Here is a 14466-nt window from a genome sequence, read left to right on the forward strand (position 1 = left end):
ATAAATAAATCTAAATAAACTACAAAAAACTACCTATCTAACTCGCTTAAGTAGAAGAGGTAAAAAACACACCGCTAATTGTAACAAAACTATTCCGAAAATGTAAGGAAATAATTTTGGTTTTACGTAAATAGCCAACAATATAGTAACGATACCCACAATACTCAACTTTAATAACTCACTAAGGAAAAAAATCATAATTTCTATTGCTGGTGAAAACTGTTTATTCACTACCAATCTCATGAAAAACATAAGATTTGCTAAAAACATTACTAATCCACCCAATAAAAATGAATGTGCGTATAACCCTCCATAAAAAAACAGCGTAGCTATACAACCAAAAAAAAGTAATAATATCTGCACAACCAAAAACCTTTTAAAATCTATTTTTACGTTAGCCAACATATTTTATATGGATAGATCTAATTTGAGACTTATCATATCAGAAAACTAAAGATTGACAAAGCAAAAGAATTCTTCCTTGAAATACTTGTCCATTAGACATAAAATAATACCTCACTTAACAATTTTTTAATTTATTACCATGACTCAAGAAATACACAATATACGTGGCTACGCTTGGATAATAATTGCTTTTAGTTCTTTTTTATTATTTGATAAATATATTATGCAAGTTTTTCCCAGTTTAATCACTGATGATATGATGCAAAGCTTCGGCACTAACGCCACACAAACCGGAGCGCTCGGATCAGCGTATTTTTGGTCAATTATTATCTGTCAACTTTTCATAGCAGGTCCTATTGTAGATAAATTTGGTTTTAGACTTATCAGCCCAATATCTATAACTGTTTCTGCAGCTGGAGTAATTTTATTTGTTGTTGCAGCCAATTTTGGTAGCTTAAGCATGGCATATATCGCTAGGATAACTACAGGAATGGGAGTATCATTTGCTACAATATCTTATTTAAAAGCTGTATCTGTATGGTTTGACCCCCGCAAATTTGCTTTTGCTGCAAGTTTTCTTGCTACTGCTGCTATGATTGGAGCATTATGTGCCCAAGCACCCTTAGCATACCTAATAGATTTTTGTAATGATTGGAAAATAGCCATGCTTTTAGTTTGTGTGGCTAGTTTATTTATAGCAGTTACTTACTATATTGTTGTTCGTGATTATAACCCTCAGCAACCAGAAGCTAGTTCATCTAGCAATCAATTAAGCACCTTAGAAGCCTTAAAACAAGTCGTGAAAAACAAAAATAACTGGTATTTAACATTATATGTTGGCTTAAGCTTTACTGCTGTAGATGCATTTGCTGGATTCTGGGGGAATGCATATTTTAGAGAGGCTTATAGTATTTCCAAAGAGCAGGCTGCTAGCGTGATATCTATGATTTTCATTGGAATGGCTATAGGATCTCCCATATTAGGAAAACTATCAGAAATACTTGATAATAGAAAAGGTGTAATGGTCACATTCCATATAATAGGTACAGTTGCTTTAAGTATAGTATTACTCACTAAAACTAGTGCTTTTGCTTCTGCAATACTATTATTTATTTTTGGACTTTGTTTAGGTATTTATATGCTATCTTTCGCCATAGGGAACAGAATAAACCCCATAATTATAACAGCTACGGTAGCTGCCTTTATAAATACAGGTGAACCAATATTAGGTGCTATTTTTGATCCTTTAATTGGATATTTTCTTGATTGGTCGTGGACTGGTAAGTTTATGAATCCCGCTGGAATAATAATCTCACAAAAGACTAGTTCTATGGATATAAAATACTTTGAATTAATATCTTACCATTTTGCTTTTACAACCTTAGTAGCAAGTATGGTAATATCTCTAATTATTTTACTATTGATAAAGGACAATAAGAAATAATTTTTATTTGCTTAAGAACTTATTAAACCTTTCATCCAAATTAGCTTCAATAGTAATTTTTTGCTGTTGTTTTTCATCAAAAAATTCTAGCTTACTAGCGTGCAATAAAAGTTTATCTATACCTTGTTTAGCAAGCTTTTCGTCCTTATCTATAAAGCCATATTTTTTATCTGCAACAATCGGATGCCCTCTAACCTTACAATGCACTCTTATCTGATGCGTTCTTCCTGTTTCTAACTTTATCTTAAGTAAGCTATATTCTTCAGATAAATGCTCAACAGACAAAATATTAGTAATTGCAGTTTTACCTTCTTTTTTATCAACTTTAACTATCCTTTGACCATCTTTTGTTTCAGTTCTTTTAAGGGGTAAATCTATTCTATTTATACTTTTATCCCAAAGACCATGAACTATTGCGTAATAAATTTTATCTATCTTCCGTTGCTTAAATAGATCAAAAAAATACACTAATGAATTATGCTTCTTAGCCAAAAGTACGCAACCAGATGTTTCTTTATCAAGCCTATGAACCAAATCAAGGCGTCTAGCTTGTGGACGTAGCTGCCTAAGTCTTTCGACAAGTCCCGAGTTAAGCCCTGAGCCACCATGTACAGCTATTCCAGAAGGTTTATTTACTACTATATAGTCATCCGTTTCATATAAGATAATTTCTTCTAGAAAATCTAAATGTGACTGACTAATTTTAACTGATTGCACGTCATCTTGAACACTAAAAGGAGGAACCCTAATTATGTCTCCTGAGCTTACACGTGACGTTTGCTTAACTCTTTTTTTATTTACCCGCAACTCACCCTTCCTGATCCAGCGATATATCAAAGGTTTAGGTAACTTAGTAAATTTACCAATTAGGTAGTTATCTATTCGCTGCTCAATAATATCATCAGAAACCTCTAAATACTGTACTTTAGTCATTTAAAACTCCAAAATTAGGGTTCTGCATATCATTAAGCCGGCTTATGGTTCGTTGAAATTCAAATCTTAATCGCTTACCTTTATAGATTTCTTTAAAATCACAATCCGCTAAAATTATAACTTTTTTATTCTGGTCGTAGCATTCATCTATCAAAGATATAAATCTTCTAGCCATATCCTCATTTGCTTGACTGAAACTTTTTAAATTGTAAACAAATATTTGTCTATAAACTTTACAAATTTCAATATAGTCATTAGCACTACGCCCATCTCCACAAATTACTTTAAAATCAAAACAAACATCCTTAAAACTAGTCAATATAGTACCAATATCTCTATCTAAAATTTTTATTTTAAAACCTTTATCAAAACTCTCATTATCTAGGAAAAATTTATCAAAAAAATTCTTTCTATTAGCTTCATTATATGGATATAAATAGTTAAGATACTCATTTGGTAAACGAAAACGATAATCTATGCCAGAATCAAGATTTAAAACATCAACATTTGATATCAGAACATCTATCGCGGGCAAAAATAATTCTCTTTGTAAGCCATTTAAATATAGCTTTTGTGGCTGGATATTTGAAGTTGCCACCAAAACAACACCCAAACTAAATAGCTCTTTAAAAACATTACCTAAAATCATAGCATCTGCAATATCTTCAACAAAAAACTCATCAAAACAAATGATTTGAGTGTCTTTTGCAATATCGTAAGCGACCTTTGCGATAGGATTCTTACTTCCCTGGTAACTACGTAGGCGGGTATGAATATCCTTCATAAAATGAGAAAAATGTTGGCGCGTTTTCTTTGAAATAGGCGCTTCATTATAGAAAATATCCATAATAAAAGTTTTACCTCGTCCTACACCACCCCACATGTAAAGCCCTCTAATGTGGGGATAAACCGGTTTGTTAAAAAAAAGTTTTTTAGGCTTTTTCTTTGTGATCAACCCATCTATTACTTTTTGCAAAAACTTTATAGCTTCAAGTTGTAGAGGGTCGACTTTCAAGCCTAGCTGCTTTACTTTTGCAAAATATACTTGCTCTAAGGTCATCTTGGTTTATTTAACTTCCTTATCCTTTACCAGTATTAGTAGGAAAAATGATACAACCATACTAAACACCAATATTAAAAATGCTCTATGGTAAGCACTAATGCTAAAGTATCTATGGGCTCCATCAGTAGCTATATTTACAATATTGTTATGCATATCTAAATATTGACCACTCCATGTCACATCCAAAAAGTACCCTATAAGAGGATCAAATAAAGCACCTAATAGAGGCTCTCCTGTATTTATAAGTGCTGCCACAGTTGCAGCTACTACTATAGGGTTAATACGATTACCTATTGCAAAAGCAAGCATATACACACCCAAACAAAAACCAAACACAAATAGTAAAGTACCAGATATTGCAGGAGTAAGTTTAAACTCAAGCACTATAGCCAAAGCTGCAGTTGCAACGATATGGAAGATAATCATTATGTTAACTCTATTATCAAACTTCTCTGATAATTTTCCTATAATAGGTGAGCCTATAGCCAAACCTAAAAACATCATAGAAACTATATAAGAAGCCTCTTTAGCATTAATACCATATAAGCCTCTAAAGTAATTATTACCCCAAATACCTCCAAACACGTCTATAGTAGTAAAAGTAAGACCTGTATACATGGTTAGATACCAGTTATTTTTGTTTAATAATACTTTTTTGATACCATCGAGTGTACTGGTTTTTTGCCTTAATTGATTTGAAAATGAAGCATGAGGATTATAATCTCTAACTAAAGCTAAATATAATAAAGCTATAACTATGCTAAAACATGCGTAACTAATTAAAGCGCCATGCCAAGATCCTGTTAATTCTATAAGGTAAACCAAAGGAACTTGTCCAAGCAAGGCCCCTGTCATAGCCGCTGTCATTAGAAAGCTACATACAAAAGCAAATTTACGTGGATCAAACCACACAGCAGCTGCTTTGATATATCCAACAGTAGCAAAAGACGCCCCTATGCCTATCATCAATCTAGCAATACACCCCAATAAAAAGCTATGTATGTCAGCAGCAAAAACAAATAGCAACAATCCTACAGCCGATAATATAAGAGAAAAGAAGCTTACTTTTCTAAAACCTAATTTATCTATAATAGGACCAGCAACAAAAAATTGACAAAAAACTACTGACCATAAAAAAAGTGATATCATCGCACTCATTTGTGTAGCATTGATAGAGAAACTACTCATCAATTCATTAGCTATCAAACTAGGAGAAACATTCATAATATACTTATCTATAAGTAAAAATGAACTTAGTCCTACTACTATCCAAGCATACCCTTTTATGTTATATAATTTCATTGTCTATTTTTTCTAAAAAATTTATTATTCCTTCAAACTCAACTCGTTGCTGAGGTCTATCTTTTTGCAAATACTTTATCAAAACTTGACGTTTTTCTAATTCCTCAGAACCAATTATCACTGCAACCTTTGCCCCAGATTTATCAGCCTTTTTAAACTGTGATTTGAAACTACCAAACTTCAAATCCATATCAAATTTTAAGCCATTAAGCTCATAACGTATATAATCAACCAAAGCTAACGTTTTACACAAACTCTCTTTTTCTAATACGAAAAATATATCGCATACACTATTTTGTGAAGGTAATTTACCCAGAGTTTCCAACAAAAGCAAAAGTCTTTCTATACCTATTGCAAAGCCTATTGCGCCACTACTTTGACCACCAAGATCTTCAATTAGCTTATCATATCTACCACCAGCACAGACTGCGCTTTGAGCACCTAGATTATCTGTAGTCCATTCAAAAACTAAACCACTATAATAGTCAAGTCCTCGCACTAAATTCTTATTAACAGTATATTTAATGCCTAGTGACTCTACATATTGACATGTTTGTTGAAACCTTTCCAATAATTCAGCTTCTATAAAATCCATAAGCTTAGGAGCATTTTCAAGAATTTTTTGTGTAGCAAAAACTTTTGAATCAAGTATCCGTAAAGGGTTTTTATCTAGCCTTTTTATAGAATCAGTATCAAGTTGATCATGAAATGGTTTAAGGTAATCTAATAAAGCTTTAGTATATTTTTGTCTATCCAAACTAGAACCTAAACTATTTAACTCCAAGGTTATATATTCTGCTAAACCAAGCTTTTTAAACAAATTCCAAGCTATAGATATAACTTCCAGATCTATAGCTATACCATCAAATCCATAAGCTTCTACTCCAAGCTGATAAAATTGTCTATACCTTCCTTTTTGTGGTCTTTCGTATCTAAACATTGGACCACAATACCAAAGTTTTTGCGTTTGCCCTCTATTTATAAGATTATTCTCTAGAACCATCCTAACACATCCTGCTGTACCTTCAGGACGTAATGTTAGGCTATCGCCACTTCTATCAGTAAAATCATAAGTCTCTTTTGAAACTATATCTGATGTCTCTCCAACACTTCTATGAAATAATTCACTTCTTTCTAAAATCGGTAGTCTAGTTTCAGTATAGTTATATTGATCCAAAATCTGTTTTATCTGTAACTCCAAATACTGCCACTTATAGCTATCAGTTGGCAAAATGTCATTAAAGCCACGGATAATAGTAAATTCACTCATTATTCCAACCTATTATCTTAACTTCTCAACGTCATCTTCTTTAGCTTTTCTATAATTATCTTCTAAGGAATCGCTACCTTGACTTATAAATTTGGCATCTGCATCTAAAGCTTTTGAAATTTTCTCTTCCATTTGCATACCATACTCAAGAGAAGTATCATAAATAAATTTAAGATCTGGTACTACCCTTAAATTTAATGACTTTGCAATAGATGTTCTAAAAAACCCTTTTGACTTTGTAAAAGCTTTTGATATATAAACAATATCTTCTGAAACTAAACAAGTGTAATATACTTTCGCAAAAGATAGATCCTTAGAGACTTCTACTTCTGTAATCGTTGCACTCGCTAGCTTTAAATCCTTAACCCTAGAACGCAATATTAAAGATATCACCTTCTTTAGCTCGCTTGCTACTCTTTGAACTCTACCTTCTGTTGCCATAATTACAGCTCCTTAGCTACCTCAATGATTTCAAATACTTCTATCTGATCTCCAGCTCTAACATCATTGTAGTTTTTAACACCTATGCCACATTCAAGACCTTTTTTAACCTCAGCAGCATCATCCTTAAATCTTTTCAAAGACTCAAGGCTTCCTTCATATATAACAACATTATCTCTAAGTACACGTATAGGATTAGCTCTTTTAACTACACCTTCTACAACCATACATCCTGCTATAGAACCAAACTTAGAAGATCTGTATACTTCTCTGACCTCTGCTATACCAACTATTTGTTCCTTCATTTCTGGTGATAATAGACCGCTCATAGCTTTTTTAACATCATCTATTAGATCATAGATAATATTATAATAACGTAATTCTACACCGTCTGTTTCTGCTATTTTTTTAGCAGCACTATCAGCACGAACATTAAAACCAATAACAACAGCTGTAGAAGCAACTGCTAAAGTAATATCTGACGAAGTAATACCACCTATTCCACTAGCGATAATATCAACCTTAACCTCATTTGTAGATAGCTTAAGTAATGAATCTCTAATAGCCTCAACAGAACCTTGAACATCTCCTTTAAGAATAATCTTTAAAGTTTGTTGTTCGCCATCTTTACCTATATGGTTAAACATATTTGATAATTTTAAGACTTGCTCTTGAGCTATTTTAGCGTCTTTTTGTTTCTGAGCCCTTTGGGAAGCAACTTCTTTTGCCTTTTTCTCACTTTCAACAGCTATAACCTGGTCACCAGCTGCTGGGACTCCCGATAAACCAAGAATTTCAACCGGCATAGATGGTCCTGCTGATTTAATATTCTTACCTAAATCATCGTGCATAGCTCTAACACGACCAAATTCTGTGCCGCAAAGAACAACATCCCCTTGCTTTAAATTACCATTTTGTATAAGTATAGTTGCTACTGGGCCTCTTCCTTTTTCTAATCTTGACTCAACAACTACTCCTTCAGCGTAACCATCAGCGAAAGCTTCTAGCTCTAAAACTTCTGATTGTAACAACACAGCATCAAGTAAATCTGCAATACCTTCACCTGTTTTAGCAGAAACATTTACAAACATAACATCTCCACCCCAGCTTTCTGGTATAACATTCCTCTGAGCCAATTCACTTATAACTTTTTCAGTATCAGCTTCTGGCTTATCAATTTTATTGACCGCTACAAGTATTGGAACACCTGCTGCTTTAGCATGCTGTATAGCTTCTTCAGTTTGTGGCATAACACCATCATCTGCAGCCACGACTAAAATAACTATATCTGTTGATTTAGCTCCTCTTGCACGCATAGAAGTAAATGCTTCATGTCCTGGAGTATCTAAGAAAGTAATAGATCCTTTTTTAGTTTTTACAGAATAAGCCCCTATATGCTGAGTAATACCTCCAGCCTCTCCAGAAGCAACTCTAGACTTACGAATATAATCTAACAATGAAGTTTTACCATGATCAACATGTCCCATAATCGTTACAACAGGTGCTCTTGATAGCTTCTTATTACCGCTTCTGTCGACTAGAGTTATAGCTTCTTCTAGAGCATTTTCATTATGTAGAGTATATTTATGCCCCATTTCCTCAACTATCAATATAGCCGTATCTTGGTCTAAAGATTGGTTAATAGTTGCTATAACACCCATGTTAAAAAGAATTTTAACTATCTCTGCGCCTTTTACAGACATTTTCTGAGCTAAATCACTTACTGTAATACCTTCATATATTTCTACAGTTTTCACTGTACTCTCAACTGGTTTTGTAAATTCTTGCTTTTTAACTTTTGAAGCTTTCAGCTTACCTTTTTTAGCTCCAAACTCATCGAAAGATTCCAAATCTCCAGCTAACTGTGATAATTGTCTTGGATTTGCTTTTTTAAACCCTTTACCAGCCGCCTTTTTAGTTTTTGCACGCTTATCTTCCTCTTCTCTCTTATATTTAGTATTTGTAGCAGAGGCATTAGAAAACTCTTTCTTAGCTGCTTTTTTCTTAGCCGCATCTATTGCGCTAGATTCAGTATCTGTCGTTACTATTTGTTCTGGTATGGAAATAAACTTAAAGCCACTATCTTTAAGCTCTACAGTTTTTTGCTCTTTTGTCGCTGCCTCTAAAAAAGGCTTCTCCATTATTGCGTCTTTAACAGAGGATGATTCTTGTTTTTTTGCCTCAATCACTGTTTTTTTAACTAGCTCCTTCTCTTGAGGTGCATTAATTAACTGAGAGCTTTCTTTTTGTGCAACTAAAGTTTCTACACTAGAAACAGCTGGTTCTTCTACCTTCTTAGCAACTCGTCTTTTTCTTTTAACAGAAACATTTATTTTATGCTTACCATCAAGTTTCACGGTAGTAGTCACTTTTTTTCTAGTTGCAGAGTTTTTTACGCTGTTTATTTTTTCTAAAAGAGTTTTCATCTCTATAGGAGTTAAAGTATCACTCTCATTTGATTTACTAATACCAAAAGACTTTAATTGTTTTAACAAAGTCTCAACATCTTTATTTGTTTGTTGCGCTAATTGCCCAACTGTAATTTCTGCCATCTCTCTCTCCTTATGTACTTTCAAATTCGGTACTTTCTTATTCAAACCAAGGAGCTCTTGCTTGCATAATTAAGTCTGTAGCTTTTTGCTCATCAACATTTACAATCTCAAGTAACTCATCCACTGATAGCTCCGCTAAATCTTCCATAGTTACTATATTTGCTTTTGCTAACTGCTTAGCTAAATCTTCTTGCATACCTTGCATATTCAAAAGGTCTTCCGCAGGCTTCTTATTACCTAACACCTGAGATAGTAGAGCTGCCTTAGCTCTTTCTTGCAATTCATTGACTATATCTTCATCAAACCCTTCGATTTCTAAAAGCTCTTCTTTGTCTAAATATGCCAAATCTTCTAATGTTTCAATTCCTTCTTCTATTAAAACTAATGCAAAATCATGGTCAACATCTAAAACTTCAACAAACTTCTCTACTATAGATATTTGCTTTTCTTCCTGCTCAGAATCTGAAAGAACATTAATCTTCCAACCGATTAAAGCACTTGCTAGCCTTACATTTACACCATTCTTTCCAATAGCTTTAGATAAACTTTCTTGCTTAACGACTATATCCATAGATTTAGTTTCTTCATCAACATTGACCTCTAAAATGTCTTCTGCAGCAACTGGTGATAAAGAATTAATAGCATATTGAACTATATCTTGATCCCACAATATTACATCTACTTTTTCACCGTTTAACTCACTCATTATAGAGTGTATTCTAGATCCCCTAACACCCACACAAGCTCCACAAGGGTCTATTCTTTGATCATTGCTTTTTACTGTAACTTTAGCTCTAAAACCTAATTCACGAACTACGTTAACTATAGTAATAATTTCTTCTTCGACCTCTGGGACCTCTAGCTTAAATAAAGCTTTTATCATAGTATTACTAGCTCTACTTAACATAATCGTGTTAGGCTTACCTTCATCATCACAGTCTATATTCTCAACACAAGCTCTAATTTTATCACCAACACGGAACCTTTCTCTTGCTATTAAATCTTTTTTTGGCAATATTCCTTCAGCGTTGTTACCCAAATCTATAATTAGCAATTCATACGTAGCTCTTTTAACTTCTCCGTAAACAACATCACCAATCTTATCTTGATAGGTTCTTGCTGTTCTTTCCCTTTCGAAATTTTTGATTTTTTTCATCAGAATCTGCTTTGCTACAGCTGCTGCTATACGACCAAACTCTTTGACTTCAACACTTTCTCTGATTATATCACCAGCTACAACATTATAACCTTTCTCTCTAGCGACATCCTCGTATAACTCTTTGGAATAATCTATTAAGTCTTGATCCTCAGAGACGATGTGCCATACACGGTCAGCCTTGAACTCGCCTGTTATACGATTAATCTTAACTTCTATATTCATTCTATCATCAAGTTCTTTTTTGATTATCGTTGTTAAGGCTTCTTCCATAGCTTCAAATAGAAGATCTTTTGAAATATCTTTCTCATTTGCTACCGTTTCTAATACTAATAGTAATTCTTTACTCATTATTCTTACCTCTAAAACTAAAACTCTGGTGAAACTCTTAACTTCTTAAGCTCCTCAAAACCAAAACTTACTTCTTTATCATCATCTAACTTTAAAACTATATTGTTTCCCTCAACTCTATCTAACATTCCTTTGAATTTCGTTTGAGAATTAACCGGTTCAAAAGCTACAGCTTTTACAGTAAAACCAATTAAAGCTTGTGCCTGAGAAATATTAAAAATTTGTCTATTCATGCCTGGCGAAGAAACCTCAAGTACATACTTACCAGAAATAGGATCCTCAACGTCAAAAATGGCACTTAACTCTTTACTTACTATTTGACAATCATCCACAGATACTCCGTCTTCATGATCAATAAACACTCGCACAATAACCGTGCCACTGCCAACAATCTCTATTCCCCAAAGGATATAATCCAAATCTGCAGTTATAGGTTCTACTATTTCATATAGTTTGTCTAATAACATATTCACTTCCCTAATTTTTACTTATCTCCAGATAGCAAAAAGGCCCTTAAAGGGCCTTTATAAAAAATTCCTATTGGTAGCGGGGGCTGGATTTGAACCAACGACCTTCGGGTTATGAGCCCGACGAGCTACCAAGCTGCTCCACCCCGCGTCTATACGAATGTATAATAGCATTATTTTATATTATTTCAAGCATTTTCTTAGCAATTAACACTTCTAATAGCATCAATCATCTCTTTTACATGGTCAGGGTCAATATCTGGATATATGCCATGACCTAAATTAACGATATAATTATTAACCCTATCTGATTGAATAAAATTCATATGTTGCTTCACTATTTTTCGGATACTTTCTTTATCTGCATATAAAAATGCTGGATCAAAATTACCTTGTAGAACTTTACCATTACCTATTCTATGGCGAGCCTGCTCAATAGTTACGCTCCAATCAATACCAATCCCATCACAAGATAAGTTTTCATATTCGCCAAAAAAGTTTGAACCACCTTTCGTAAAAAACACTATTGGTATTGACGGCGCCGCCTGTTTGACATTTTTAGCTATGTATTGCATATAGTCTAAAGAAAAATTTTTATATTGAGCTAGTGGTAAAATACCTCCCCAAGTATCAAATATCATTAAAGAATCTGCCCCTGATTTTATCTGCTCTAACAAATAAATAACTATAACGTCTGCTAATTTTTGTAGCAACTGGTGCATCAGTTGTGGATTTGCATACATCATTTTTCGTAATTTATTAAATTGTTTGGAACCTTTACCCTCTATCATATATGCAGCTAATGTCCATGGACTACCTGTAAAACCTATCAAAGGAACATTTATCGCAGACTTAGTTGTTCTAACAGCATTATAAACATACTGTAGCTTACTTGCGCTCTCATCAGTATCCAACAATTTATTTAGATCTCCATTAGTCACTATAGGGTTTGGAAAAATAGGACCTTCTCCTTTTATAAACTCCAAATCTAATCCCATAGCTTCTGGGATAGTTAATATATCGGAAAAAACTATAGCTGCATCTAAATCATACCTTCTAAGAGGTTGTAAAGCCACCTCACAGCATGCCTCTGGATTGCGACACATATCCATAAAATCCACAAACTTTGATCTAACTTCTCTATACTCTGGCAAATATCTACCAGCTTGACGCATTATCCAAACAGGCGGTCTGTCTAGTTTTTCTTTACCAAAGGCATTTAAAAATAATCTTCTCATATTAAATAAAACCTACTTTATAAACTTATCCATCTTTCTATAACTTATAGCTTCTTGAATCGATTTTTTATCAACGCTTTCATTACCATTAAGATCAGCTATAGTTCTAGCTACTTTAAGTATCTTATAATATCCTCTTGCTGATAACCCAAGCTTTTCTATCGCTAATTCAAGCATTTTTTTACTTTCTTCATCAAGCAAACAAACTTTATCAAGCTCTTTACTACTTAGCATCCCATTAATTGTGTTCTGGCGCAATATTTGTAATTGTCGTGCCTTTTCAACTCTAGCTCTAACTAAACTACTTTTTTCACCCATAAGTTTCTGATTAGTAAGATCCTCTTTAGATAACTCTAAAACTTCTACATGTAGATCTATCCTATCTAGCAATGGTCCTGATAACTTACTTTGGTATCTACGTATTGTTTGTATAGAATCTGTACATTCCTTAGATTGAGCGCCTAAATACCCACAGGGACAAGGATTCATAGCAGCAATTAGTTGAAAATTTGCTGGATACTCTACTTGGCATCTAGCACGGGAAATATTCACAACCCCAATTTCTAAAGGCTCTCGTAAAACTTCTAAAACTTTACGGTCAAACTCAGGCAACTCATCTAGAAATAACACTCCGTTATGAGCTAAAGAAATTTCTCCTGGCATAGGGTTACTACCACCCCCAACCAAAGATACTCCAGAAGAAGTATGGTGAGGGTGTCTAAAAGGTCTTTTGTAAAAACTCTCTGCTATATTAGACTCTCCCTTTATTGAGGCTATCATCGCTGATGAAAGAGCTTCACGTTTATCTAATGGTGGTAAAATTGAGTTTAACCTACTAGCTAACATTGTTTTCCCTGTTCCTGGGGGACCTACTAGAAGGATATTATGCCCACCAGCTGCTGCTATTTCTAGAGCTCTTTTAGCTTGATACTGACCTTTCACATCCTCTAAATCTTGATAAAGCCTATCAAAGTTGATATCTACATTAGGCTCTACTTTTGACTTCTTAATCTTACCTGATAAAAAATCCACAACCTCTTTTAGACTAACAAAACTATAAGCGTCAACTCCTTCAACCAAACCTATTTCTTTTTCGTTTTGAACTGGTAAAATGAGGTTTTTTGTAGATTGCACACATTTAATAGCCATTGGTATAGCACTAGATATTCTTCTAAGCTCGCCACTTAACGATAACTCTCCAGCAAACTCAAAATCTTCAACATCCTTAATAATATCTATTTGCCCTGAGGCGTATAACACACCTAAAGCTATCGGTAAATCAAACCTACCACTACTTTTAGGTAGATCAGCAGGAGCTAGATTAATTGTAATGCGCTTGTTAGGGAAGTTAAAACCTGAATTTATAATAGCGCTACGAACTCTATCTTTACTTTCTTTAACAGCTGTTTCTGGCAAACCTACAATAGATAAACTTGGTAAACCATTTGATAAATGGACTTCTATAGAAACCGATGGAGCCTCTATCCCAAGCTGAGCTCTACTTCTTAGTACTGCTAAAGACATAGCTATTTATTCTCTGCTAACAGCTGGTCTAGCCTAGCCTCTATACTTTCAAGTTTTTGGCGAGTTTTTAAAAGTATTTTCTTTTGCACTTCAAACTCTTCTCTACTAACTATATCAAGTTTTTTAAGACTTTTTTTCAAAATGCTTTCTTTTGAGTTTTTTAAAATATCATTTATAGGATTAAGAACTTCTTTCATAGATAAATTTAAATCTTTATTTGCTATTACTAAAAGTATAAATTCTATAATCTAAATAGGCAACTAAAGATTAAATCTTATACATATTTAAAAGGTATTCTTTGGAGTATATCCTCAAAGTTT

General features: G+C 33.7%; 13 protein-coding genes and 1 tRNA gene. 1 reads left to right on the forward strand and 13 read right to left on the reverse strand.

Annotated features, from left to right (window positions below; all coding sequences use genetic code 11):
- Positions 1 to 33: 33 nt before the first annotated feature.
- Positions 34 to 405, reverse strand: coding sequence for an ATP synthase subunit I (locus SD28_RS00725; protein ID WP_039123120.1), 372 nt, complete (start codon positions 403 to 405; stop codon positions 34 to 36).
- A 139-nt stretch (positions 406 to 544) separates the two neighbouring features.
- Between SD28_RS00725 and SD28_RS00730 the strand changes: the two genes are divergently transcribed.
- Positions 545 to 1849, forward strand: a complete 1305-nt coding sequence (locus SD28_RS00730; protein WP_039123123.1) for an MFS transporter — start codon at positions 545 to 547, stop codon at positions 1847 to 1849.
- Between the two features lie 3 nt (positions 1850 to 1852).
- Here the strand turns inward: SD28_RS00730 and SD28_RS00735 are convergent, their stop codons facing one another.
- From SD28_RS00735 to SD28_RS00790, 12 genes are all read right to left on the reverse strand, one after another.
- Positions 1853 to 2782: an RluA family pseudouridine synthase gene (locus SD28_RS00735; protein ID WP_039123125.1), complete on the reverse strand. Its 930-nt coding sequence runs from the start codon at positions 2780 to 2782 to the stop codon at positions 1853 to 1855.
- Complete coding sequence (gene zapE, locus SD28_RS00740; RefSeq protein WP_039123127.1) at positions 2775 to 3842, reverse strand: cell division protein ZapE; 1068 nt, start codon at positions 3840 to 3842, stop codon at positions 2775 to 2777. The genes SD28_RS00735 and zapE overlap by 8 nt, the downstream gene beginning before the upstream one ends.
- Before the next feature lie 6 nt (positions 3843 to 3848).
- Positions 3849 to 5147: an MFS transporter gene (locus tag SD28_RS00745; protein WP_039123129.1), complete on the reverse strand. Its 1299-nt coding sequence runs from the start codon at positions 5145 to 5147 to the stop codon at positions 3849 to 3851.
- A complete protein-coding gene (gene hisS / locus SD28_RS00750) occupies positions 5134 to 6417 on the reverse strand; it encodes a histidine--tRNA ligase (protein ID WP_039123131.1) in 1284 nt (427 codons plus the stop codon). Before hisS ends, SD28_RS00745 begins: the two co-directional genes overlap by 14 nt.
- A 12-nt stretch (positions 6418 to 6429) precedes the next feature.
- Entirely contained in the window at positions 6430 to 6858 is a 429-nt protein-coding gene (gene rbfA / locus SD28_RS00755) for a 30S ribosome-binding factor RbfA (protein ID WP_039123133.1), read from the reverse strand.
- Positions 6859 to 6860: 2 nt separating this feature from the next.
- Positions 6861 to 9410, reverse strand: a complete 2550-nt coding sequence (infB, locus tag SD28_RS00760; protein ID WP_039123135.1) for a translation initiation factor IF-2 — start codon at positions 9408 to 9410, stop codon at positions 6861 to 6863.
- A 37-nt stretch (positions 9411 to 9447) separates the two neighbouring features.
- Complete coding sequence (gene nusA, locus SD28_RS00765; RefSeq protein ID WP_039123138.1) at positions 9448 to 10917, reverse strand: transcription termination factor NusA; 1470 nt, start codon at positions 10915 to 10917, stop codon at positions 9448 to 9450.
- 17 nt (positions 10918 to 10934) lie between these two features.
- A complete protein-coding gene (gene rimP / locus SD28_RS00770; RefSeq protein ID WP_039123140.1) occupies positions 10935 to 11384 on the reverse strand; it encodes a ribosome maturation factor RimP in 450 nt (149 codons plus the stop codon).
- A 74-nt stretch (positions 11385 to 11458) separates the two neighbouring features.
- Positions 11459 to 11535, reverse strand: a tRNA-Met gene (locus SD28_RS00775).
- A gap of 49 nt (positions 11536 to 11584) precedes the next feature.
- Positions 11585 to 12622 (reverse strand): uroporphyrinogen decarboxylase, encoded by a 1038-nt coding sequence (hemE, locus tag SD28_RS00780; protein ID WP_039123142.1) that lies wholly within the window; start codon positions 12620 to 12622, stop codon positions 11585 to 11587.
- 12 nt (positions 12623 to 12634) lie between these two features.
- Positions 12635 to 14146: a YifB family Mg chelatase-like AAA ATPase gene (locus tag SD28_RS00785; protein WP_039123144.1), complete on the reverse strand. Its 1512-nt coding sequence runs from the start codon at positions 14144 to 14146 to the stop codon at positions 12635 to 12637.
- Between the two features lie 2 nt (positions 14147 to 14148).
- Entirely contained in the window at positions 14149 to 14343 is a 195-nt protein-coding gene (locus tag SD28_RS00790; RefSeq protein ID WP_039123146.1) for an accessory factor UbiK family protein, read from the reverse strand.
- Positions 14344 to 14466 lie beyond the last annotated feature (123 nt).

Origin of the sequence: Allofrancisella guangzhouensis (assembly GCF_000815225.1) — a bacterium.
GTDB lineage: Bacteria > Pseudomonadota > Gammaproteobacteria > Francisellales > Francisellaceae > Francisella > Francisella guangzhouensis.

Coding starts and splice junctions, on each gene's coding strand:
- SD28_RS00790 (WP_039123146.1), bottom strand. CDS start 14,343: ATGAAAGAAGTTCTTAATCCTATAAATGATATTTTAAAAAACTCAAAA.
- SD28_RS00730 (WP_039123123.1), top strand. CDS start 545: ATGACTCAAGAAATACACAATATACGTGGCTACGCTTGGATAATAATT.
- hemE (WP_039123142.1), bottom strand. CDS start 12,622: ATGAGAAGATTATTTTTAAATGCCTTTGGTAAAGAAAAACTAGACAGA.
- nusA (WP_039123138.1), bottom strand. CDS start 10,917: ATGAGTAAAGAATTACTATTAGTATTAGAAACGGTAGCAAATGAGAAA.
- rbfA (WP_039123133.1), bottom strand. CDS start 6,858: ATGGCAACAGAAGGTAGAGTTCAAAGAGTAGCAAGCGAGCTAAAGAAG.
- SD28_RS00725 (WP_039123120.1), bottom strand. CDS start 405: ATGTTGGCTAACGTAAAAATAGATTTTAAAAGGTTTTTGGTTGTGCAG.
- SD28_RS00745 (WP_039123129.1), bottom strand. CDS start 5,147: ATGAAATTATATAACATAAAAGGGTATGCTTGGATAGTAGTAGGACTA.
- hisS (WP_039123131.1), bottom strand. CDS start 6,417: ATGAGTGAATTTACTATTATCCGTGGCTTTAATGACATTTTGCCAACT.
- rimP (WP_039123140.1), bottom strand. CDS start 11,384: ATGTTATTAGACAAACTATATGAAATAGTAGAACCTATAACTGCAGAT.
- zapE (WP_039123127.1), bottom strand. CDS start 3,842: ATGACCTTAGAGCAAGTATATTTTGCAAAAGTAAAGCAGCTAGGCTTG.
- infB (WP_039123135.1), bottom strand. CDS start 9,410: ATGGCAGAAATTACAGTTGGGCAATTAGCGCAACAAACAAATAAAGAT.
- SD28_RS00735 (WP_039123125.1), bottom strand. CDS start 2,782: ATGACTAAAGTACAGTATTTAGAGGTTTCTGATGATATTATTGAGCAG.
- SD28_RS00785 (WP_039123144.1), bottom strand. CDS start 14,146: ATGTCTTTAGCAGTACTAAGAAGTAGAGCTCAGCTTGGGATAGAGGCT.